23 protein-coding genes and 2 pseudogenes are annotated in these 22,305 nt (G+C 45.4%); 7 read left to right on the top strand and 18 right to left on the bottom strand.

Translation table 11 applies throughout. The features are described from left to right. Positions 1–118: 118 nt before the first annotated feature. On the bottom strand, positions 119–1,690 hold the full coding sequence (locus tag LAY57_RS23300; RefSeq protein ID WP_249069466.1) for a serine/threonine-protein kinase: 1,572 nt from the start codon (positions 1,688–1,690) through the stop codon (positions 119–121). 318 nt (positions 1,691–2,008) lie between these two features. On the opposite strand from LAY57_RS23300, the gene rppA reads away from it, so the two are divergent. Then, complete coding sequence (gene rppA, locus LAY57_RS23295) at positions 2,009–2,698, top strand: two-component system response regulator RppA (protein ID WP_249069464.1); 690 nt, start codon at positions 2,009–2,011, stop codon at positions 2,696–2,698. Between the two features lie 14 nt (positions 2,699–2,712). Here the strand turns inward: rppA and LAY57_RS23290 are convergent, their stop codons facing one another. Beyond that, positions 2,713–2,886 carry a hypothetical protein gene (locus tag LAY57_RS23290; protein ID WP_249069463.1) on the bottom strand — a complete coding sequence of 58 codons (174 nt, stop codon included), beginning with the start codon at positions 2,884–2,886 and terminating at the stop codon, positions 2,713–2,715. Here LAY57_RS23290 and LAY57_RS23285 point away from each other — a divergent pair. Then, the gene (locus LAY57_RS23285) at positions 2,885–4,060 is read left to right on the top strand and encodes an alpha/beta hydrolase (protein ID WP_249069461.1); all 1,176 of its coding nucleotides are present in this window, start codon (positions 2,885–2,887) and stop codon (positions 4,058–4,060) included. The genes LAY57_RS23290 and LAY57_RS23285 overlap by 2 nt on opposite strands. 118 nt (positions 4,061–4,178) lie before the next feature. Here the strand turns inward: LAY57_RS23285 and LAY57_RS23280 are convergent, their stop codons facing one another. The 14 genes and pseudogenes from LAY57_RS23280 to LAY57_RS23210 all read right to left on the bottom strand — a co-directional run bounded on the left by LAY57_RS23280 (position 4,179) and on the right by LAY57_RS23210 (position 19,489). After that, positions 4,179–4,817 carry a Shedu anti-phage system protein SduA domain-containing protein gene (locus tag LAY57_RS23280; RefSeq protein ID WP_249069460.1) on the bottom strand — a complete coding sequence of 213 codons (639 nt, stop codon included), beginning with the start codon at positions 4,815–4,817 and terminating at the stop codon, positions 4,179–4,181. Continuing rightward, complete coding sequence (locus LAY57_RS23275; RefSeq protein ID WP_249069459.1) at positions 4,814–5,125, bottom strand: hypothetical protein; 312 nt, start codon at positions 5,123–5,125, stop codon at positions 4,814–4,816. The genes LAY57_RS23280 and LAY57_RS23275 overlap by 4 nt, the downstream gene beginning before the upstream one ends. A gap of 272 nt (positions 5,126–5,397) precedes the next feature. Further along, positions 5,398–6,597, bottom strand: a complete 1,200-nt coding sequence (locus LAY57_RS23270; RefSeq protein WP_249069458.1) for a WD40 repeat domain-containing protein — start codon at positions 6,595–6,597, stop codon at positions 5,398–5,400. Positions 6,598–7,181: 584 nt separating this feature from the next. Continuing rightward, complete coding sequence (locus LAY57_RS23265) at positions 7,182–10,964, bottom strand: PAS domain S-box protein (protein ID WP_249069455.1); 3,783 nt, start codon at positions 10,962–10,964, stop codon at positions 7,182–7,184. A 304-nt stretch (positions 10,965–11,268) separates the two neighbouring features. Then, positions 11,269–11,941 (bottom strand): annotated as a pseudogene (locus LAY57_RS36600) (RRXRR domain-containing protein); the annotation flags it as partial. 244 nt (positions 11,942–12,185) lie between these two features. Continuing rightward, on the bottom strand, positions 12,186–12,488 hold the full coding sequence (locus LAY57_RS23250; RefSeq protein WP_249069453.1) for a (2Fe-2S) ferredoxin domain-containing protein: 303 nt from the start codon (positions 12,486–12,488) through the stop codon (positions 12,186–12,188). 162 nt (positions 12,489–12,650) lie between these two features. Next, positions 12,651–14,018 (bottom strand): serpin family protein, encoded by a 1,368-nt coding sequence (locus tag LAY57_RS23245; RefSeq protein ID WP_249069451.1) that lies wholly within the window; start codon positions 14,016–14,018, stop codon positions 12,651–12,653. A gap of 26 nt (positions 14,019–14,044) precedes the next feature. Beyond that, on the bottom strand, positions 14,045–15,226 hold the full coding sequence (locus LAY57_RS23240; RefSeq protein WP_249069449.1) for an aspartate aminotransferase: 1,182 nt from the start codon (positions 15,224–15,226) through the stop codon (positions 14,045–14,047). A gap of 125 nt (positions 15,227–15,351) precedes the next feature. Next, positions 15,352–16,470, bottom strand: coding sequence for an iron-containing alcohol dehydrogenase family protein (locus LAY57_RS23235; protein WP_249069446.1), 1,119 nt, complete (start codon positions 16,468–16,470; stop codon positions 15,352–15,354). A 76-nt stretch (positions 16,471–16,546) separates the two neighbouring features. Next, a complete protein-coding gene (locus tag LAY57_RS23230) occupies positions 16,547–17,464 on the bottom strand; it encodes a branched-chain amino acid transaminase (protein WP_249069445.1) in 918 nt (305 codons plus the stop codon). A gap of 160 nt (positions 17,465–17,624) precedes the next feature. Beyond that, complete coding sequence (locus LAY57_RS23225; protein WP_249069444.1) at positions 17,625–18,128, bottom strand: Ycf51 family protein; 504 nt, start codon at positions 18,126–18,128, stop codon at positions 17,625–17,627. A 6-nt stretch (positions 18,129–18,134) separates the two neighbouring features. Beyond that, positions 18,135–18,617: a Fe-S cluster assembly sulfur transfer protein SufU gene (gene sufU / locus LAY57_RS23220; RefSeq protein WP_249069441.1), complete on the bottom strand. Its 483-nt coding sequence runs from the start codon at positions 18,615–18,617 to the stop codon at positions 18,135–18,137. A 304-nt stretch (positions 18,618–18,921) separates the two neighbouring features. Further along, positions 18,922–19,242, bottom strand: coding sequence for a type II toxin-antitoxin system RelE/ParE family toxin (locus LAY57_RS23215; RefSeq protein ID WP_249069439.1), 321 nt, complete (start codon positions 19,240–19,242; stop codon positions 18,922–18,924). After that, positions 19,226–19,489 (bottom strand): hypothetical protein, encoded by a 264-nt coding sequence (locus tag LAY57_RS23210; protein WP_249069438.1) that lies wholly within the window; start codon positions 19,487–19,489, stop codon positions 19,226–19,228. Before LAY57_RS23210 ends, LAY57_RS23215 begins: the two co-directional genes overlap by 17 nt. Positions 19,490–19,696: 207 nt before the next feature. Between LAY57_RS23210 and LAY57_RS23205 the strand changes: the two genes are divergently transcribed. From LAY57_RS23205 to LAY57_RS23185, 5 genes and pseudogenes are all read left to right on the top strand, one after another. Further along, entirely contained in the window at positions 19,697–19,909 is a 213-nt protein-coding gene (locus LAY57_RS23205) for a hypothetical protein (RefSeq protein ID WP_249069436.1), read from the top strand. A 311-nt stretch (positions 19,910–20,220) separates the two neighbouring features. Continuing rightward, positions 20,221–20,466: a UPF0175 family protein gene (locus LAY57_RS23200; RefSeq protein WP_249069434.1), complete on the top strand. Its 246-nt coding sequence runs from the start codon at positions 20,221–20,223 to the stop codon at positions 20,464–20,466. 58 nt (positions 20,467–20,524) lie between these two features. Continuing rightward, a pseudogene (locus tag LAY57_RS23195) lies at positions 20,525–20,644 on the top strand (DUF3368 domain-containing protein); the annotation flags it as partial. 179 nt (positions 20,645–20,823) lie between these two features. Beyond that, complete coding sequence (locus tag LAY57_RS23190) at positions 20,824–21,090, top strand: UPF0175 family protein (RefSeq protein ID WP_249069431.1); 267 nt, start codon at positions 20,824–20,826, stop codon at positions 21,088–21,090. Next, the gene (locus LAY57_RS23185) at positions 21,087–21,557 is read left to right on the top strand and encodes a PIN domain-containing protein (RefSeq protein ID WP_249069428.1); all 471 of its coding nucleotides are present in this window, start codon (positions 21,087–21,089) and stop codon (positions 21,555–21,557) included. Before LAY57_RS23190 ends, LAY57_RS23185 begins: the two co-directional genes overlap by 4 nt. Before the next feature lie 222 nt (positions 21,558–21,779). Here the strand turns inward: LAY57_RS23185 and LAY57_RS23180 are convergent, their stop codons facing one another. Then, positions 21,780–22,085, bottom strand: a complete 306-nt coding sequence (locus LAY57_RS23180; RefSeq protein WP_249069427.1) for a DUF2442 domain-containing protein — start codon at positions 22,083–22,085, stop codon at positions 21,780–21,782. Beyond that, positions 22,066–22,302 carry a DUF4160 domain-containing protein gene (locus LAY57_RS23175; RefSeq protein ID WP_249069426.1) on the bottom strand — a complete coding sequence of 79 codons (237 nt, stop codon included), beginning with the start codon at positions 22,300–22,302 and terminating at the stop codon, positions 22,066–22,068. The genes LAY57_RS23180 and LAY57_RS23175 overlap by 20 nt, the downstream gene beginning before the upstream one ends. Positions 22,303–22,305: the final 3 nt, after the last annotated feature.

Raw genomic sequence — 22,305 nt, 5'->3', positions numbered from 1 at the left:
CCCCTTGTCCCCCTTGTCCCCCTTGTCCGCCTTGTCCCCCTTGTCCCCCTTGTCCTCCTTGTCCCCCTTGTCCTCCTTGTCCTCCTTGTCCCCCTTGTCCCTTTTTCTTTTGACTTTTCTAGGGGCTAGGGGTTTCCTCTAGGAGGGGAGATAAGGAAGAATTATCGTTCGGGAGGTTTAATTCGGGGATAGGTTGGAGACTCTCACTGGGGGTAGGTTGTACGGGGTTCGTCAAAATAACGTCCAGCTTGTAGTCACTATCGGTAGCTCCTGCGATCGAACTTAGTTCAATATAGTAGTCTCCAGCCAAAGGGAGCAAGCCTTCCCATCGCTGCACTTGCTTAGCTTGAAAATCGATCGGTATTCGATTGGGTGCTAACACTGTTATCGAAACATTTCCTCTAACCACAGCAATACTTAATTGCTGACCTTGCTGAGCGGAAAAAATGTAGGTAATGGTTTGGTTGGTTTTGAGATTTCCCTCTTTGGAGGTTGTTTCTCCCAATACTGGACTGAGGGTTTCGCTGGTGCTAATTGGTTCGGGAGTAGGAGTTGGTGCGATGCTGGGTGTTGGTACAGGTGTGGGAGATACATCGCCAGTTGTTGGCGTTGGTACAGGTGTGGGAGTGCTTGCTACTTGATTCAAGGTTTTTACCGATTTAGTCGGAACCATTAAACCGAACAAGATGAAAAAGCCAAAGATAACTAATAAAGCTATGGCTGCACCGATCGGCGGTAAATTTGATAGGTTATTGGCGATCGCAGAAATTTTGCGTGTGGGAGGATGGGGTGTAGTCCGCCTCACCTGTGATTTTTTGGCAGTTATGACTGATGCCGCAGTTGTTATACCACCCCAAGCTCGCAAAGCTTGGCTAACTTCGATCGCTGACTGATAGCGATTATAAGGTCTGGGAGCCATCATTTTCTTGAGCAGGTTGAAAATGCCAAGGCTGATGGTGGGAGGCAAAAGTTCCCAACGCCAAGTCATGCTTGATTGTTCCAATAATTCCTGCGGTTTGCGCCCAGTCATCAACACCACTGCCGTCACCCCTAAAGCGTAGATGTCGCTGTTTGGGTAAACTTCTCCTGTCTGGAGTTGTTCGGGGGGTGCGTAGCCCAGTTTACCTACGGTAGTTGCTGGGGGAATATTTCCCGTTGTGTCCAACTGCGCGGCTTTTTCTTTGACTGCGCCAAAGTCGATCAGTACGGGTAGGCGATCGCTCTCCCTGAAAATGATATTGTCTGGTGAAATATCGCGATGAATAATCCCCTTCTCATGAATATGAGCTAAAACAGGCAACATTTGCTGCAAAAACTCCACAATTTCGCTTTCTGAAAACGTGCGACCTTCCTGTCGGCGTTCTTGCAGCAGCGTGCTGTAGCTCTTACCATAAGCATAATCCTGCACTAAAAACAAGCGTTTGCCCTGCTCAAAAGTGCCCCGAAACTTAGGAATTTGGGGATGGTGGGTTTTATACAGAACCTCTCCTTCCCTTTGGAAAAGTTCCTTTGACTTCTCTAAGGCGTAATCGGTCGTCAAGCGTGGGGTATATTCTTTGAGGACGCAAAGTTCGTTAAATCGGGATTGGTCTTCTGCTAAGTAAGTACGGCCAAATCCCCCTTGACCCAGAACTTTGGTCAAGCGATAGTGGTTTTGGAGGATAGTTCCCAGAGGCAGGGGTGGTTGCATGGCAGGCTCATTCCCTCTCTTATATGCGATGGAGTCGATCGCTTTTCAAATTTAAACCCATAAGTGCAATACTCTCATAATTCCCTATTACAGACCTTTAGCAGTCAACTTATAGCTAGGGATTAGGGACTAGGGGCTAGGGACTAGGGGAAGAAGTGTTTAGAATCAAGGGTTTGGTGGAATTCAGAATGTCTTAACCGCTAAGGCGGTTGCTTTATTTCAAATATTTACCCACATCCTCTTTAAAGTGGGACATTTAAGATAGAAGTTTAATCTTTAATCTTTAATCTAAAATTTCCTCTGTTCCATGCCGTACTTATGCGAATTCTTCTAGTTGATGATGAAGTTGAACTAACTGAACCGCTCAAAGCTGTGTTAAGTCGCGAAGGTTACAGCGTCGATGTGGCTTATAATGGAAATTCTGGAAGTCAGTTAGCGGCCCAAGGCGATTATGACTTGCTGATTCTGGATTGGATGCTGCCGCAAATAAGTGGGTTGGAAATTTGCCAGCAATTGCGACGTACCGGACTCACGACACCAGTGTTATTTCTTACCGCCAAAGATACTTTGGACGATCGCGTACAGGGATTGGACGCGGGGGCAGATGATTATCTGGTAAAACCTTTTGAATTGCGAGAGTTACTAGCACGAGTTAGAGCATTGCTCAGGCGATCGACTGTGCTAGAATCTACCTCAACAACCCAGCGGTTGCGAGTAGGCGATTTAGAGTTAGATGGCGACAATCAAGTAGCTTATCGTCGCGGACGCACAATTGATTTATCGGAAAAAGAGAATGATTTGTTGGCATATTTCATGCGCCATCCCGGTCAATTGTTGACTCACGATCAACTGCATCAAGAACTTTGGGCAGAAGGCGATCGACCTAGTAGCAATGTATTAGCAGCTTTAATTCGCCTGCTGCGGCGCAAGATTGAAGCTGTTGGTGAAACTCAGTTGATTCACACCGTCTATGGTAAAGGTTATCGTTTTGGAGAAATTGGTGATTAGTCATTAGTCATTAATCATTGCTCATTTGAGCGAATAATTACTTTTTCACGATCGCCTTTTTTGAACATTAGACTCTGATTGGCAGCTAAATTTAGGAAAAATCCCGATTGTTTTAGCTTTATCTTGAAATAAGTTGGCGATCGGCTAAAGCTCAAAGCAAACACTACGGAGTTTAAAATTAACTGCATGGATACTAATTTTACCCCCAGCACCGAGCAGATCGCTCAAACTAAGCAGAAGATTGATGCGTATATCCACAGCATCGATGCTAACTCAGACCATCGATCTGGGGCTTATCCTTACTACCAGTTCCACGAAGCGGGAGAAGCAATTCGCGGTACAGTGCTGATATTCCACGGCTTCAGTAACAAGCCTCACCAGATGTCGCGGTTAGCAGATTATCTGTTCCGCAATGGGTTTAATGTTTATCAAGCAACTTTGGCCGGTCATACTTTTATCCCGGCAGACAAATATTGGCCGCAAGTCGATCTCAAGCCAGAAATTGCTAATCCGCTGCGGGAAAAGGTGCAGAATGACCCAGTTTTGCAGAACTTTTTTGCCAATTTGGCGGCAGATCCGGGCACATTTCGTCGTCCCGGTTATCGCCAACAGATTGCTTTGGTGTCTCGGTTGCTGACCATCGAACCTCGGTTATTAGATATTATGAAGGCGATCGAGCTTGACAATGACCGGGACTTTGAGGAGTATTTTATCTCTTCTGACATGAATTATCTCAAAGATGCACGCGATCGGCTGGCAGAATTGGACGCTATGCCTGGGCCTATTTATACGATCGGGTTGTCGGTGGGTGGGTCTGTGGCACTTGGTTTGGCCGCAGACAAACCAGAACGTATTAAACGGGTGGTAGCTTACGCACCGCTGCTAAAGGTTTATGGGGTGGAACGGCGGCAGTATGTCATGTTGGCGGGGCCACTGGATATCAGCGAATTAGGCTGGGACCCTTCGTTGCGTTTCCCTGTGGGCTGTTTCACTGGGGCCGATCGCTTTGGCAGCTTTGTACGCAATCCCAATAACGTACATATTTTAAGGGATATTCCTACATTTCTAGTGCTGACACAAAATGAGGATGCCGCCGATCTTGATACTAACCAAGAATTTTTTGAAGATATAGGAGGCGATCGCAACGGACACCGCTGCTATCTTTATTCTTCTGGCGACATGGTGCCACACCCGATGGTAGATCCTACTGAGGTCAGTCAGCAAATGAGCAATCGTTTTTGGCAGAGTCTCTATCAAGAAACTTTCCATTTCTTGACTGCTGGTGAGATCGATCCTGACAATATGAGTAACGTCGATCAAGATCCAAATTTACCGCAAGTTCCACCAGTTAACAGGCCGTAAACTCTCGACTATTTGATTATCTTTGTGAGCGATCGCTCTAACTGAATTGGTGAGCGATCGCTCTTTGTGTGAGGTTTATGAGTTGGTTGCAACAGAGGAATGGAATACTATCAATTTTCTAAGTATCTACTTGTTCGCTAAACTGATACCGAGCTATACGGGCTGAGAGATCGGCACATAGTTTATCATAAGTAACACAATAGATATGCTTAGAATTGACTATCATTTTTTGCTGACGCCATTCTAGTCTTCTTCTTTCTCTTAGTTCGAGATTCTCATTTCTACCTATAATGAGTAATCCTATATAATCAATAGTTCTGCCATTAAACCTATTCTCGAAATCATCTGTCCTTTCTAGATCATCAAGTTTCCAGAACCAATCTACGATCTGACTTAATCCACGCTCAAATCTGGGCGACCATTCTGGAGTGTTTTTTCCGGCTTTAGCTACAAAGATGCTGTTTGTTGCTGCGTCTTCAAATTCAACAAAACAATAGGCTCTATTTATCCAATCTCCCACTACCAAATCGCTAGCAAAATCTCCAAATATGTCATATTCAAACGCAATTCTATCTCGTCTAATAATATCAGGGTGATAAGATGCCACAAATGCAGATAAATGCTGGCGTTTCCTAAAAAATGGGATGATGTCGTCACGTTCCGATAAACCCCGTCGGCGTTGAAGCAGTTGTTGTAGTTCACCGATTTCAGACCGACAAAGACTCTGGTCAAATTCAAGTGCTGAAAAGTTTTTCATCTATTCCATACTTGGGGCTTTTTTCTAAACATATATTCTATCATTTCCCGTCTAAAAAGCTCTAAAATCTCAATTTTTTCCCGATCGGTTACTCTAAAAATGAGTCTGAGGCTACTATCGACCTGGATTAGATAAAGTTGCTCATCTTCCTGAATTTTTTTGATATTATAGTCAAGGGGTTGCTCAGTCGAAAATTTTTCAAGAGAATCGATCGCCTTCAAAACACTTTCTCTTTCTTCTTCTGACAGTACATCCAGTCCAGGAAGGACACTGCTATCAATTATGATTCTACTTTCGTTAACTTTCATAAATATCCCCTGCTAGACTTGACAATTTTTAAGTAAAATTTTCTCTATCTTAGCGTAATCAGAACTTACGCACAAGCTTAGATTTTGCCCCCCTTTGCCCCTGCCTCTGTGACTGGGGGCTGGGGCAAAGGGGGGCGATTGCGTAAGTCCTAGTCATTCTAAATATTTTCTCAATCTTGTCTATTAGACTTCTCCAGAAATTAAAGGTGCGTTACCTGTAACCCTTGTAGAGACGTTTCATGAAACGTCTCTACATTCTTTTTTGAAGAGGTCTATTGTATTCCCCAAACTTTAATCGTTTTATCCTGAGAACCGCTAACCAAAGTTTGTCCATCCCAACTAAAAGCAAGACAACTAACAGAATTATCGTGTCCTGTCAAAGTGTGAAGTAATTCTCCTGTTTGTACATTCCAAAATTTGATTGTTCCATCGTAATTACCACCACTCGCCAAAGTCACTCCGTCGGGACTGAAAGCAAGGCAATTTGCTCCTAATGGAAGCTGTTTTAAAGTGTGTATTAATTCCCCTGTATCCAGATGCCAAAGTCGAATTCTGTTGTCGTAACAGGCGGCGGCAAGATTTTTTCCGTCTGGACTAATCACCATTGAAAAAAAGCCATAACAAGGCACTCTCAAATTACGTGGTTTATCTCTATTACGCAAATTCCATAGTTTAATACTTTGATCGGCACCGCCACTGGCGAGAGTTTGCCCGTCTGGACTGAATACAAGGCACAAAACTGCTCCTTTGTGCGTTCCCCAAGTTAACAAATGGCTGATATTAAATATTAGTTTTCCGTTGTCTAAATTCCAAATTTTGATAGTTTTGTCGTCACCGCCAGTGGCAAGGGTTTGTTTGTCGGGACTAATTGCGATCGCTCTCAGCCGATCTTCATGTCCGTAAAGAGTATGCTGTAATTCTCCCTCATACCAAACCTCTACTAAATCACTCGAACTATGTATACTCCTAATCAGTGTTTTTTTATCTGAATCGATTACAAAAAATTGCTGACATTTTGAATATTTAGGTACAGTGTAGAGTAATTCTCCAGTCTTTAATTCCGAGACTTTAATTGTCTTGTTGCTGCCTAGAACAGCAACTGTTTCACTATCTGGACTAATGGAAATCTCCGTTCCACCTTTGAGAGTGCGAAGACAATCAAAAAATCGATAAAAATTGTAAGATTGCAAAGCTTTACGTACTTCTGGATTTGGATGTTGTCGCAAAAGTAGATAAGCCGATCGCTTGACCATCTCTGACTCATCTAGCAAAGCTTGAATCACTATTTCCAAGCCAGATTTTTTATATTTTAGCGCCTCTTTAATCGCCGCAATTCGGTGTTCGACAACAGCACTTGTAAAACGTCTCCTGACACCTTCAATTCCTCCCAAAACTACACCACTTGCCGGAGTTGGGTTTTCACCGCCAAGGACAGCATCGTAGTCTCTGGGTTGATTATAGTTTTCTGTCATTGTTCTAGGGACTAGGGGCTAGGGGGGGCTAGGGTAAGAAGGGTCTAGAATCCGCCAACGTTTTAGGAATTATACCTAGGGACTAGGGGCTAGGGGCTAGGGGCTAGGGAAGAGGGAAGAGGGAAGAGGTTACTCCGTAAGGGATTATGGACTTCATGTAACAGTTGGAGTTGGCTTAATCGCCCTGGCGGTTGCTATAAGAACGTCCTAATACTAAATCCGGGTTAAATACCCCCTTTTGAACAAACCGCCAAGACGCCAAGAACGCCAAGAATAAGAGGGAGAGAATAACGAGGGTAATCAACCCGGATTGGGTATAACTGCCTTGGCGATTGCTATATATCATGTCCTTAAGCAGCGGTTGCTATACATAAAAAAGTCGCCTTTTCATATCTGCGTGCATCTGCGTGTATCCCTCTTTATCTGCGGTAAAAAATTAACCAAAGATGACAACAGAAAATTTAGTGAGATCGATGTCGCTTCACCAAACAAAGCAGTATACTCCAAGTAAAATCCTCACCTCTCATATAAAAACATTGGTAATTGGTGAAGCTAATTTTAAATCTGCCATCTGCAATCTGAATTCAAGTGTGTCCCATCAGGGCTGCAACGACTGTAGCTAATTTAGCTGGTTCTACTGGCTTGGATACGTGCATTTGGAAACCGGCTTGGATTGCATTCCAACGATCTTCATCTCTAGCGAAGGCTGTCAGAGCGATCGCACGAATTTTTCCGCCTTTTTCTGTCTCCATTTGCCGCACTTTGCGGATCAAAGTATAGCCATCTTCTTCTGGCATTCCGATATCGCTCACCAACACATCCGGCTTTAGTTGTTCGATTGCCTCCATTGCTTCATTTGCTGAATACACCGCCCTCACCTGCGCTCCATACTGGGTCAGAACTGTAGCAATCAAATCGCAAGTATCGACATCATCATCAACAACAAGTACTCGCAAACCATCGATCGCCCAAAGTGTGTTAAATTTTTCTGGATTTCTAACTATCAAAGGCATTGACTGGGAATGCCTCATAGCTGCGATTGGCAGCTTCAGAGTAAACGTCGATCCCTTGCCTTCTCCCTCACTGAAAGCCTGAACGGTTCCCCCATGCAGTTCCACCAAGCGACGCACAATAGTGAGTCCCAATCCCAGTCCGCCTTCCACTCTTGTAATGGAACTATCTTCTTGGCGGAAGCCCTCAAAAACGTGGGGCAGAAACTCAGCGCCGATCCCTTTGCCGTTGTCACTCACCTGGATTTGGGCATAGGAAATTTCAGATTTCAGATTTAAGATTTCAGATTGAAGTTTTTCTTCTTCAATTTGCAATTTTTGTAGTCTAACTTCAACACGCCCACCTTCAGGGGTGAACTTGACTGCATTGGAAAGTAGATTTCCCACAATTTGCTGCAAGCGATCGGGATCGCCTTTAACTTCGCCAACGACTACATCAAGTGCGGATTCCACTTGAATAGCTTTGGCTTCTGCTGCTGGCTTGATAGTTTCGATCGCCTGCTCAATAATTCGTACCAGGTTGACTGGTTGGATACTCAGACGAATCTTGCCCCGAATGATGCGCGAAACATCCAAAATATCGTTGATGAGCATCACCTGTTGCTTGGCATTGCGCTCGATCGTCTCCAGTGCCTTTTTCGTGAGCGCTTCGTTCAAATTCCGGGTGCGAAGCATTTGCGCCCAGCCCAAGATCGAGTTAAGCGGCGTGCGAAGCTCATGGGAAACAATTGCGAGAAATTCGTCCTTGAGTCGGTTCGCTGCTTCAGCTTGTTGGCGTGCCTTCTGCTCTGCTTCGTACAGGTTAGCGCGATCGATTGCTACAGCAAAGCGATCGGCAACCAGCTGTAGCAGATATAAATCGTCGCGACTGAATTGGCGGCTTTGGAGCGTACCAACGTGGACAACGCCCAGCACTCTGTCTTCAATTAGTAGTGGGGCTCCCACGAGCGACTGAATCTTTTTCTCGCGCAAAACGGGGCTGTACACTTGGGTATAAGCATCGTGTTCGATGAACATCGGCTGACGCTCTGCGGCAATGCGTCCGGCGAATCCTTGACCGATGGGAATGCGGACTTGCATTTGCGCTTCCCCTTCTAGTCCTTTGGCTGCCTTGACGACAAGACTGTTGTTCTGAGTATCCATCAGCAGGACTGCTGCCGTATCCGCCTGTAGAATTTCACGGATGCGACCCAACAACCCGTGCAGCAGGTCATCTAGGGATAATGGTGCGATCGCAGCATCAGTAACGGCTTGCAGGCGTTCAACCCTCAAGGCTGCGGCTTCGGCTAAGGTGCGTGCGGCTCGCTCGCGGGCTAGTAGCTTTGTCCGTTCTTCTTCTGCCCGTTTGCGATCGCTAATATCGATCGCAAAGCCAAGACAATCATCCTTATCCGCCGCCAAACGGGTGATACCGATCAAAACGGAAATACGGCTACCGTCAGAGCGAATAAATTCCTTCTCGAAGGGAGTACAAACCCCTGATATTCTCAATTGCTCAATCGCTTGTTCGTCCAAGGACAGATATTCTGGCGGTGTGATGTTTTGCCAATTTACTTTTCCTTCTAGCAGTTCTTCCCTTGTATAACCCACCATTTCCACAAAGGCGTCATTCACCTCGCTGATGTTACCGCTAAAATTGGTGACTGCAACCCCGATCGTATTCGAGTCAATCCAGCGTCTGTAGCGAGCTTCGGTTTCCCTGAGAGCTTCCTCTGCTTGTTGGCGTCCAATTGCTTCGGCAAGGATGTTGGCAGCAGCTTGGAAGAAGTTAATATCATCTTTGGTGAATTTCCGGCTTCGGGTCGTGTGTGCGCCCAGAACGCCCCAAGGTCGATTCTGTCCGGCGATGATGAGGCTCAAACCGCTAACTACGCCGTGGTTGTGCAGCAGCGGGGGGCCACTAAACCTTGTTTCGGTGCGAAGGTCTTCCACAATCACTGGCTCATTAGAAAGTAGGGTGTAGCCCGCTTGGGAATCAATTCCTGTGCCTACTGTGGCTTGACCTACAAGTCCGGGTTGCCAACCCACTCCCGCCCGCAGGAATACAGCTTTACCATCGGGAAGCAGTTCTAAAACTTTGCAATATTCGACTTCTAGGATTTGGGCAATTAGGGTAACGGCTTCGTCCATAAGCGTGTCGATGTTGGACGAAGCCAGTGCTATTTGACCCAGGTGAGCGATCGCTTCCTGCTGGCGGTTCCGCACTCTTAAGTGTTCCTCTGTCTGCTTGCGCTCGGTAATGTCGGTTCTGATTGCTAAATATTGAAAGGGTTTTCCACGCTCATCCAAAAAAGGAACAATTACTGTATCAACCCAGTAATAACTTCCATCCTTGGCTCTATTTTTGATTTCTCCTTTCCAAACTTCGCCGCTCGCAATTGTTGCCCAAAGGTTAAGAAAGAATTCTTTGGGATGCTCGCCGGAATTGAGAATCCGATGGTCTTGTCCAATCAGTTCTTCTCTAGAATATTTAGATATTTCGCAAAATTTATCGTTTACATAGTTAATGATGCCTTTGCGATCGGTTCTGGCGACGATCGAAGAGCGATCTAAGGCAAAATTGATATCTGATAGCTGTTTGAGCGAGCTTTGCAGTTCTGACTCTGTTCGTTTGCGATCGGTAATCTCGCGAGTTAGTTTCGAGAAGCCTTTGAGATTTCCTGTTTCGTCTCGTAACCCAGTCAGGACGACATTCGCCCACAATAGCGATCCGTCCTTACGCACGCGCCAGCCTTCTTCTTCAAACCTACCTTCGGTTGCTGCCACCTGCAATACCCGTTCCGGCTTACCCTGTTCCATGTCTTCGGCTGTATAAAAGCGGGAGAAATGCTGACCGAGAATTTCGCTAGCTTGATAACCCTTAATGCGTTCTGCGCCTTCGTTCCAACTAACTACATACCCATTAGGGTCGAGGGTGAAAATTGCGTAGTCTTTCACGCCTTGTACCACCAAACGGAAGCTCTCCTGACTGCGAAGCAGCTTATTTTCAGCGTTCTGGCGGGCAGCATTGAGGGAAATAATCAGCAGCGCTACTATTACAAACACGCTCAGCAGGGGAATGTTGTCCAAAAAGGCCAATGGCAGCGAATGGCCCTGTCCTACAAAACAGTAGCCTAGAGACAAGGCGGACAAGACGGTGGCTACTAAACCGGGCTTAAAGCCGCCATACCAAGAGCTAAACATCACCGCCGCAAAAAACAGGGGTGTGGGGGTACGCTGTAGTGGTGTTAGTAGCATTGTAAGCACTAGCGCGATCGCTACTGTCAATACAGCAACGCCGTAACGCTGCACCTGGGAATGCTGCGATTTCATCCGATTACCGCCAGAGGAAGAGAGTGCAAGATGCACTTTGTTCATTAAGCGTTTGATTGTGGATGTACCTGACGACATGATTTGGTTAACTGAGCGTTTACCGCAGGCCGTACTTGAGTTCAAGGCTTTTAAGAAAAACTAAAAAGCCTTACTCCTCCATTGTTAACCATATATAGCAAAGTGATAAAGGCTTTAGTGCTTCGGCTTTAGTACAAACACAGTCTCCGCCTTGCTTTGAGCGTTTAATACTGTCCTGACCGATGTGACGGTGGCTATATCTGCGATCGGATCACCTCTAATCGCCGAATAAGTGGACAGATGTGGACTATGCGGCATAATTGTATCCATATTTAACGCGATTAAATTTAGTTCTACCACCAGTACCTACTGAAACTGGCAATCCAGTCTCTTGCAAACTTTGATATAATTTCCACCGAGTAGAATTTACAGCGGCAGCATCTTTTAATGGTGCTTTTGCTTGAGCTAAAACCTGCCTTAAAATACTTGGTTTATGCTTCAGGAATTTCTCAATCGGCTGATTACCTTTTTTCTGATTACAAGGATGACAAGCTAGGGTAAGATTGCTAACTCTATCCGTCCCAACTCTGGGTTTAGCCAAAATATGTGGCTCTTTCGGAGTTGCTATGCTTTTGTTCACTTAAGAACATTTTTATTGATTTTCTCCTCTCCCACTCTCCCACTCTCCCCCTCTCCCCCTCTCCCACTCTCCCACTCTCCCACTCTACTCAAATAGCATAGTAAGTACGGAAGAGCCGAGTAGTTTGTACTCGGTGTTCAAGACTGGGAGCTAACCAGCCGTTAGGACGAGTTCTATTCAAAAACCGTGGTTGGCGATAACGGGTCTTACGATTTCGTCTACCTCGACGCAGTGAACGCCGAGACTCAAGATTAGCTTTAATTGCTTGACCGCGATGGGTTAGTTCTGCACCCCAAATAACTGCATTCTCAGATACTAATGCGATCCCCGTAGTTTGGGAACCAGGATCTATTTTTAACTGAATCGGTTTAGTTATTTGTGTTGATGCTGCCATGACCTGAATAACGTAGTCCAATTAAGAACTGAGACTGGCCATCTCTACACTTTATGTACTGGTTGTCCAGATATGTCCAGTGTCTAGCGGATAGCGTATTTGTGTGTAGAAATACAGAATTATTAATCCTGCCGTTAAAAAAATGCCGATTAAGTCAAAAGCTGAATCGAGGCAGAGAGTTGGCGAGCGGATGTAGAGTAAATCATTCTTATTGTTAAGAAGAAAACATTTCCATACGTAAGTGAATTCGGGGGTTGAGCTTAGCTTCCACAGGTTTCCCTCCCAGCAAGTGGTTTTCAACGATCGCAGCCACATCCCTGGGTGTTATCCGACAATACCAAGTCTCGTCTGGCACAATCCGCACAGTGGGCCCAGAACTGCACTGACCCATGCAAGGGCTGCTTTCCACTGTTACTCCAGAAACTTTAGCCGCTTGAAAAGCTGATAGCACATCGGCTGAGCCGTTGTTCAGGCAAGAACGGTTTTGACAAATCAATACGCAACGAGGTTCTGGCATGAGGCACACAATCCAAAATAGCAAATAACGCACCCTGTTTTTATTTTGAACTATCTGGCACTTTTTTACCAGCAACTAAGCTGGAGTTGCATATTTTCAATAAAAAATTTCAGATTGCTAATTTTTTGTTCAATTGGAAATCTTATATCTTAATATCTGAAATTACTTGTAGTTTGGATCTACTATAGATCCCATGAACAGGATCGCGCCTGTGCGATCGTCCCTAATAGCGCAGAAGAAGGGCCGATCGACAATCATCGCCCCTCCTCCTCTAGTACCTCCTCCAGCTGTGACTGCTGCTGCTTCCGTACCTTCTTCGTTAACTTCCACAAAAGTTTTGTGTTTAATGAAGCTAATCCAGAGGGGTAGAGGGCTCATCGCTGAAAAATCAGCCCCTTTACTAAAAGCTACCTCCATTCCCAATGCTTTCAAAGGATTTTCAAGATCGATTTCATACTCTAACTTAAAGCGGGGCAAACCGATAAAAACTATCTGCGGTTCATCATAGTTTTCCGCTTTGTCGTTGAACTCGGTCATCCATTTTTCCCAGTTTTCAGCATTCAAGCTTTCATAAAATGTTTTAATCCTAACTCCTTTCTTTGGTAAAAAAATGTACATACTAAATCTTTTTTCCCCATAGGGCAGGCTAATTGCCTGAAACATATCATTTTCGTAATATTTAGCGCCAGAAATTTGCTGGAACATCAGCGGGTGAAGTTTTTGAGTGCCGTTCAGTAATGTGAATTGCCGTTCTTGGGTTGCCTGTTTGGGAAATGGATATGTCCAGGTTCCTAGAAAGTGGATAGCGTTGAGCAGAACGAAAACGCTATCTGGTTCAATGCTATCGATAATTTTGTCTATTTTTCCGTTGCTACTCTGCTTAACCCAATCGTTTATAATTGATACAACAGTAGGATCGCTAAAGTTTAGATTTTGGACTTTTGAACCGTATAATTCATGAATTTTCCGAATAAATTCTGGCTTTAATGGTTCACCATCTTTAGCCCAAAGGGAGTTGGCAATTGTTAGCTGAACTTTGGGATCTGGATTTATCAAACTTGCTTTCAGTGCTGCATTAGCTTGATTGACTTCCTGGAGACTTATTCCTTGTAATTCTAAGGTTTGGGCGATCGCTTGTTGTGTTTTGCCGCTAGCTCCATTGTAGGTTATGGAGAGTGCGATCGCAATGCTAGCAGGAGAAATAAAAATATTTTCGTTACCCTCCTTCTTGAGGATTTCCGAAAACAGCTTGAAGCTAAACCTTGTGTTAGCTTCAATCAGCTTAGGATTAACATCATTAGGGGATTGGAAATTCTTAGTTAGGGACTGGGAAGAGGTAAAGGGTTTGTTTTGCCCCTCTGCCCCTCTGCCCCTCTGCTCCTCTGCCCCTCTGCCCCTCTGCTCCTCTGCCCCTCTGCCCCTCTGCCCCTCTGCTCCTCTGCCCCTTTGCCCCGCACGCAAGATACCCGATTCGCCTAGTATAAGCAGGCAGATAGATGTTGCCAGAATTAGCGTGTGTCGGATTTTCACTCCCAATGAGCGACTAGCGCCTCTTACTAATAGTGAATATTTGCCTGTTTGAATCGGTGCAAGGCTTCTGCAAGGCGATCGCATTCTGCAATCAAACTTATCCGCACATACCCCTCACCGGCAATCCCAAAAGCATTTCCAGGCGTAACTACAACCCCAGTCTGCTGCAATACGGAAAGAGCAAAATCTGTCGAACCAACACCCGGAGGACAAGGCACCCACAGATACATAGTAGCCTTAGTTTTAGGGATATTCCAACCCAGCCCAGCCAATCCATCAATCAGAAAATCCCGGCGACGGCTGTAGCGTTCCTGCACCTCCTGTAAGTATACATCCGGCAGTTGGAGTGCTGTTTCTGCTGCTGATTGTAATGCGGCAAAGATACCGTAGTCTAAATTGGTTTTTAATGTTCGCAATCCTTGAATAATGTGGCGATTGCCAACGACAAAACCCACCCGCCAACCAGCCATATTATAGGTTTTGGACATGGTGTGGAACTCTACACCAATTTCCTTTGCGCCGGGAATTTCTAACAAACTGGTAGGCTTATAGCCATCAAAAGCTAATTCTGCATAACACAAGTCGTGAACCAACAAGATTTCGTACTTACGGGCAAAGGCAACAATTTCTTCAAAAAGTTCGCGGGGAGCAGTTGCACCAGTGGGGTTGCTGGGATAATTGAAGTAGAGAATTTTTGCTTGTTTGGCGACATCATCGGGAATGGCGCTTACGTCAATCAACCAGTCATTTTCTGGTTTCAAAATTAAGCTATGAATCTTACCACCCGCAATTAAGGGGCCGCGAAAATGGGCTGGGTAAGCGGGACTGGGGACTAAAACTAAATCCCCAGGATTAATATAAGCGATCGCCAAATGAGTTAAACCTTCTTTGGAACCCAAAAGAGGCAGAACTTCGCTATCCGGTTCCAAATCGACACCGTAGCGGCGATGATACCATTTGGTGATCGTGCGGCGAAAACTAGCGGTGCCTTCAAAAGGCGGATAGCCATGATTGGCGGGATTTTGCAGAGCTGCGATCGCAGATTCTACCACCGGCTGAGGTGTCGGTCCATCGGGATTCCCCATTCCCAAGTCGATCAGGTCGAGTCCCTGTTCGCGGGCGCGGGCTTTCAGCTCGTCCAAGCGGGCAAATACATAAGGCGGTAATGCTTGCAGTCGATCGGCAGGACTAATCCAAGTTAGTGTCATTTGGCAATTGTCAATTCTTAATAGTTAATTGGTGATTAGTGATTGCGGAACAGGATAATTTTAAATTTCAAATTTCAGATTTCTGCTTGAATTGCAATCTAAAATCTAAAATCTAAAATTCGACCTTAACCAGTCCCCATTACCAACGATCCAGCGGTGGTGGAAACCATTCCTGCCATCAGCTGGTCAGGCCCAACCTTAAACGGTAGTCGATGGATATCGGAATTGTCAGCGCAGGAAATTTCAGCCGCTTGGCGCAACTCGGAAAGAGTGACGTTCTCCAAACCCAGCTGCTCTAAGTTTTGCGGTAGTCCAATTTCAGCATAAAATTTCAGCAGTTGCTGCCGTGCGGTAGCTGCTAACTGATTGTGCTGTAGCATTTCCTCTAAACGTAGCTGGACTAGAATGCCATAGGCTACTTTTTCACCGTGTAGGGAACTGTGACTTGCCGGTATGTGGGTCAAACCATTATGAACGGCGTGGGCGGCGACTGTTCGACACTGAGATCCTCCCAGTCCGCCGATTACGCCTGCCAACATTACAGTGGCATCCACAACTGATTGCCATTCTTCGCCCCCCGGTTCTTTAAGGGCGGTTGCTGATTTTTGGAAGAGAATATCCCGCAAAACTCTAGCTTGTTGCACGGCGGCAATGATTAAAGCTGACTGGGAATTGCTGCTGCTGACAGATGCTTCGTACCACTTCGCCAAAGCGTCTCCAATGCCTGCGACTAGGGTTCTTTGGGGAGCTGTTTGAATGAGAGTGTAATCCAGCACTAGCAAATCGGGACAGCGATCGAGCGGGACATCGTAGAGAAATGCTCCCTGTGCTGAATAAACATTGGAAAGGGCTGTCCAAGCGGCACAGGTGGCCGCTGAGGTGGGTACGGTGACGACGGGCAAGCGGGACTGGTGAGCCAGTAATTTGGCGGTATCTAGGGCTTTGCCGCCGCCAATACCGATGATTAAATCAGCTTGATGGGCGTGTACTTGCGATCGCAGCAATGCGAGGCTAGCTTCCGTACAATCGGGACTGTAAGAGGCAAAAGTAGGGATTAGCTGTTGCTGTTCTAGAACAAGTTGCAATTGGGGCTGATATGCGGCCAGGGTCCGATCGCCCCCGACAACCAAGGGACGGCGACCCAAACGAGCAATTGCTTCGCCGCTAAGCGCTTGGTTACCCCGGATCGCTTGTGCTGGGGCAACGGCAAGGGAGATTGTCGCAGTAGCAGTTTGAGTAGACACTTAAGACAAGGATTGGGGAGACAGCAAAATGGTTGTTATATAAATAACATTATGACGCCAGACTGTTCCACTATGTTTATTCCTCAAGTGAAATTGGGTATACCCAGTCTTGGTAATTAGGATCTTGGTTTTCTGTAATTGCGATGAGTTTTTGTCTCAATTTTTCTGTTACTGGCCTGTTTTCCGGCAATTGGTAATTTTCTATCCTTTTTACTGGAGTTATCTTAGCAGCAGTCCCGCTGAGAAAAACTTCGTCAGCAATCAGTAGTTCGGATTTATCCACTGGTCTTTCGATCGTCTTAATGCCTAAGTCTTTGGCCAGCGTTATAACGCTATCTCTTGTGATTCCTTCTAGGATATCCTGGTCAAATCCCGGCGTAATTATTTCCCCATTTCTCACCACAAATATATTCATTCCTGTGGCTTCGCATACTTTTCCTTGCGAGTTCATTAAAATGGCTTCATCAAAGCCGGATTCTACAGCTTCAGTTTTGGCTAAAGAAGATGTAATATATGCGGCGCTAATCTTCCCTCTTAATGGAAAACTGCGGTCTTCTTGTCGATACCAAGAACTAATCCGACAGCTAACTCCCTCAGCGGATAAATAATCTCCTAACTCTAACCCATAAACGAAAAAATCTTTTTCTATTTTATGCAGTCTAGGAGCAATCCCCAAGTCTGAGGTATAAACAAAAGGTCGGATATAAAAAGACGTATTTGGCTGATTTTTTTTGATAAAATCTACTATAATCTGTTTAATTTTATCAGCCGGTAAATCATACTGTAGATATTTAGCGCTATCGCTTAACCTTTGGCAATGCCGGTCTAATCTAAACAATAGAATTTGCTTGGCATTTTGAGGATCGGGAATACCGCGCATTCCGCCAAAAGCTCCCGTTCCATAATGTAAGGCATGAGTGGCTATGGAAATGTTGGCTTCTGCAAAAGGGACAAATTTGTTTTGAAAGTAAGCTATTGGTAAGAAGTTATTCATGGTAAAGGACAGGGATGGGTTTAGATACAAACAAGGCAGAGGTTTATTTTAAGGCGAAAATTAAAAGACAAAAAGCAAAAGAAGGATTTTTTATTGTTGTTCTTTCTTTTGACTTTTGACTTTTGACCGATAATGTCTTGAGCAACCAATCGATTGGCTTTTAACTTTTTTGAGCTAGATTTTGCCGATAAATTTCAATGTTCAACTCTTCGTCGCGGTTGGAAAGCGATCGCGTTACCTGACCCAAGTAAAGCGGTTGCGAAACCCCAGGCTCCGGGTGGATAATAGTGCGAGCCCGAATCGTCAATTTATCGCTGGCGTTTCCTAAGCGACCGTTGGAAAACAAATTACCAGCAGCTTGACGAAGGGTGGCGTCTAATTGGGATTCCGTAATGTCAGGGGGAAGTGCGATCGCAGCTTGGGTCGCCCCATTATCATAGATCAGCGAAAAATGAACCGCACCCGGAATCTCGGTATGAATAAATGGCACCAAACCCAGGGCAAATAAACCACCAGTGAGGACGCCCATAAAGCCGGTGATGCCTACCAGCCGAAATCGGATGCCCCACTTAAAGATAAATCCGAACACTGCTAGGGCAGCAAAAGCCAGGGTGGCGATACCAACCCATTTGGCGGCTAGGAGAAACTCAGCTGTTGCGATCATGGCGATTCAACGTTCTTCCTTTTCGTTGCTAATGAACCCATCTAGCTGAGAACCGTTGGACGATTCTAGGGCAGCTTTGAGGGCGTGCCAAGTTAGGTTAGCACATTTAATCCGCACGGGGAACTGGGAGACGCCTTGCATGACGTTCAACTTGCGCTGTTCTTTGGGGAACTCTGTTTCTCCTTTCATCATGCCTTGGAAGCGTTCCACCATCTCCAGGGCTTCTTTGATGGTTTTGCCCTGTAAAGCTTCTGCCATCAAATCCGCAGATGCCATAGAGATTGCACAGCCTTCGCCTTGAAATTTGGCATCCACGATCGTGTCGCCAGCATCGTTGAGCTGCAACGTGAGTTCGATCGTATCGCCGCAGGAAGGGTTATGTCCCTTCTGATACCGATGCACCGGGTTGGTTTGGCCCTTGTGCTTTGGCTTCTTGTAATGTTCCAGAATGACCTGTTGATAGAGGTCGCGCAGATTACCCAGAGTCATGATGGGACTGGTAAAAAGTTATTTATCTTTCTTAATATTAGAGCAAGGTGCCAGCTTCTAGGCATTCAGCTATGTAGACATCATCTTCTTTGTAAACAATCACTGTAAAACTGCGAGTTTTCATAGTTAACGCTGCGTACACCCATCCAAATTATACCAAATATCCTTACTCGAAAAGCGATCGCCGCGATTGTGAGTAAAAAAAGATGTTGGGTTTCCTTGTTCTTCAACCAGTTTAGGAGCCACTGTTTTTGAAACCCAGTCAGGAAGTTATAGCAACCGATGAGTATAGCGTCAACTCAACCTATTCTAGATCGTCTACAGTCAATGGTGCTTGTGCTATATGGCGAACATACAAAACGTAAACTTTAGGATCTCGAATAGTAAATAGCACTCGGTAGATATTTTTAGATTTTCCGTAAAGTAGCTGTCGGACTTCTTCAGTAAAAATTTCGTGTTCGACGGCTTCGGCACAGCGTCGGGGTTTTTCTTGAAGTGTTGCAATCGCATTCATCAATCCGCGAAACCAGCGATCGGCAAACTCAGGATTCCGCTCTCGATACCAGCAGTAGGCTTGCTCGATTTGGGTTTCTGCAATCGGGGTAATTTCAACCTGAAATGTCATATTTCTGTTGCATTCCTTGTCCGAAATCCCCGATGGGGCGAGTTTGCCCAGCATTGAGTTCCTCAAAACCTTGCTGAATGCCTGCGATGGTTTCTAGTTTGTCAATCAGTTGGCTTAGTTTGGTTGGATCGATTTTGCCCGGTTCAAGAAAGGTGACGAGGACTTGAGTGCGATCGCTCATGTTCTGCGGTAACTGGGTTAGCTCGATTTGCCCATTCTGATAAATGCCTTCGATAGTTACGATCATGGGTTGCAGCAATGCGGTAATGGCTTTTCCAAGATTTTATCTCATAAAACCACAATTCGGCTTGCTAGTTGCAGAAAAAGCGATCGCTCTTTTATTTTTGGCGATCGCCTGGGGGTGAGAAACCGGGTTTCTAAACACTCATCTCGGCACAGAGGCTTGAGTTATCTCAGAAACCCGGTTTCTTAAGAGCTTCTGCCAGAAGTACGGATGACATCTCCGCCTTCCGAGCGAATTTCACCCACTGTGGTGACACCAACTCAATATGGCTCTACCGTACTTAGTGTACCAAATTATCAGCAAGATTTGTATCTGAAACCTAACTGTATGGGTTTTCAATGCGATCGCACTTTCTTTTGTGGTGCGATCGCGCAGCGTGCCGTAGGCAATCGCCTGAGAGTCAGAAACTGGGTTTCTTCATAAAATCTCTGTAAAAGACAAAAGTTATCCGAGAAACCCGGTTTCTTGTCAGGGCGATCGCTACTCTGACTTCTAGGAACTCCTTTATTTTATGATATCTTACGGGTAAACAGGGTGGATATTGCTTACCTTATCAGTTGCGTAGGTGAATTTTGGGTTTAGTCCCTCAAGCCAACCTGCGTTAAAGTAGCGATCCCTATTCGCACCATAGACATTTTCGTTAAGAAAGGAGAGGCGATCGCTCTCGGTCTAATCATTGCATTCTCACGCTAGAAAGAGATAAGATTATAAGATGATAGATAAGGATTTGAGTTATGAGTATTGCGATCTCGGATGAAGTTTTAACTGTAACTCGCATGACTGAAGCCGAAATGAGGCAAGAAATTGCTATTATGCTCTTTCAGAGAGAAAAGCTGACTTTGGCTCAAGCGAGTCGGTTTGCGCTGATGAACCGGATTGCTTTTCAGCACCTGCTGGCAAGCCGTCAAATCCCGGTACATTATGGTGTAGAAGATTTTCAACAAGACATTAAAAATTTACGGGAGATGGGTAGGTTGTGATTATTGTCAGCGATACGTCACCTATCAACAACCTGGCGGCAATTAAGCAAAGAGTCAAGGTTTGATTACTGCGGTGAAACCTTTGCTAGATGCTTTGATCGACGAAGCTGGATTTTGGATTGCTGCACCTTTATACAATAGTGTTCTCCATCTGGTTGATGAGGATGAATCACCTTAAAAAACCATCACATAGACAGCCTCAGTAATTGTAAATGGTGCGATCGCGCTTTATTTTGGTGGTGCGATCGCGCAGCGTGCCGTAGGCAATCGCTATTCGCGCCATAGACATTTGCGTTAAGAAAGGAGAGGCGATCGCTTATCATAGAGCTAGGATTAAACCTATTCCCTAAAGATAGTATGCAAATCACAGTTGAAATTCCTGATGAAATTGCTCAACGCCTCGACCAAAACTATGGCAGTCTCTCCCATCGGCTCCTAGAAGTAATTATTGCTGATGCTTACCACTGTGGCAAAGTCAACACTGCTGAAGTGCGTCAAATACTCAATCTACCATCTCGTCTTGAGACTCACGCCTTTTTGAAGCGGATGGGTGTTTATCTGAACTATGACGAAGCAGAATTAGAACAAGATCTTCAAACTCTTCAGGAGTTCAGAGCGCAATGATTGTCGTTTCTGACACTTCGGGAATTTGTTACTTGTTGCTGATTAACCAGATTGAAATACTACAAATTTTGTACAACGTTGTCACCATTCCTCAAACTGTTGCTGATGAACTGAGTGCGTCTGAGTCACCGCCTGTAGTAAAAAGCTGGATTGCTAACCCTCCCGACTGGCTTCAGATACAAGCGATGGAAACTGTTCAAAGTATTGAACTGGAAAAACTAGATCCAGGTGAACGAGAGGCTATTTTACTCGCAGAACAACTGAAAGCAGATCTGGTGATTTTGGACGACAAAGCAGCAAGAAGAATAGCATTGTCACGGGGATTAAAAATTATCGGTCTTCTGGGTATTTTGAAAGACGCTGCTAGATTTAGTTTGCTGGACTTAGAGACAACTTTTGAACAGTTGCGAGAAGTTGGCTTTTGGGTTGCACCGAGTTTGCTAGAACGATTACTGGCGGATAATTAATGTTGGGCGATCGCACTTTCTTTTGTGGTGCGTTCGCGCAGCGTGCCGTAGGCAATCGCGTGAGAGTTAGAAAACGGGTTTCTTCATAAAATCTCTGTAAAAGACAAAAGTTATCGGAGAAACCCGGTTTCTTGTCAGGGCGATCGCTATCCGTCCAATCATCGCATTGTCATAGTGGAAATGGATCGGATTTTTACAGCTAAAAGTTCTGATTCGGTACAATTATCGCATTAGACCGCTGCGTGTTGATAACCAACGCTCTAACGACCTCTGACTTTCGCCACTTCGCCGACCTGCTAACAACCCTTCAATTCCAATATGCTCGTCGAGATCGGTCCATTCAATCGCATAGCCATCACCCAGCAATTGCCAGTTTTGTCGCTCGGAGGCACAGGCGTGCATCAAACGAGGATACCAAACCAGAGGAACGCTGATGCTGCGACCGTCAGCCAGGTCTACAATCAGCTTGTCATTAGTGACACTGACTTGGCTTGCGATTGGTTCCGTCTCAAGTATCAAAGTAGTCATGCCACGCATCCAGCAACACTGTTCGATGTTCTTCCACCAGTTTAGCAATCTGGTTCAATTCGCGATCTTTAAAGCCTCGGTTTTTCTCCAGAGTGATTGGCTCGAGCCAATATTTGGCAAGTTGCCGATCGCGCTTCACATGAATGTGAGGTGGTTCACCCCGATCGGAACTAAAAAAGATGAATCCATAGGGACCATCTTGCAAAACTGTAGGCATAGG

The sequence above is a fragment of the Argonema antarcticum A004/B2 genome (assembly GCF_023333585.1).
GTDB lineage: Bacteria > Cyanobacteriota > Cyanobacteriia > Cyanobacteriales > Aerosakkonemataceae > Argonema > Argonema antarcticum.
Note: the sequence above shows the minus strand (reverse complement) of the source record. Positions and strands in the feature narration are given on the sequence as shown.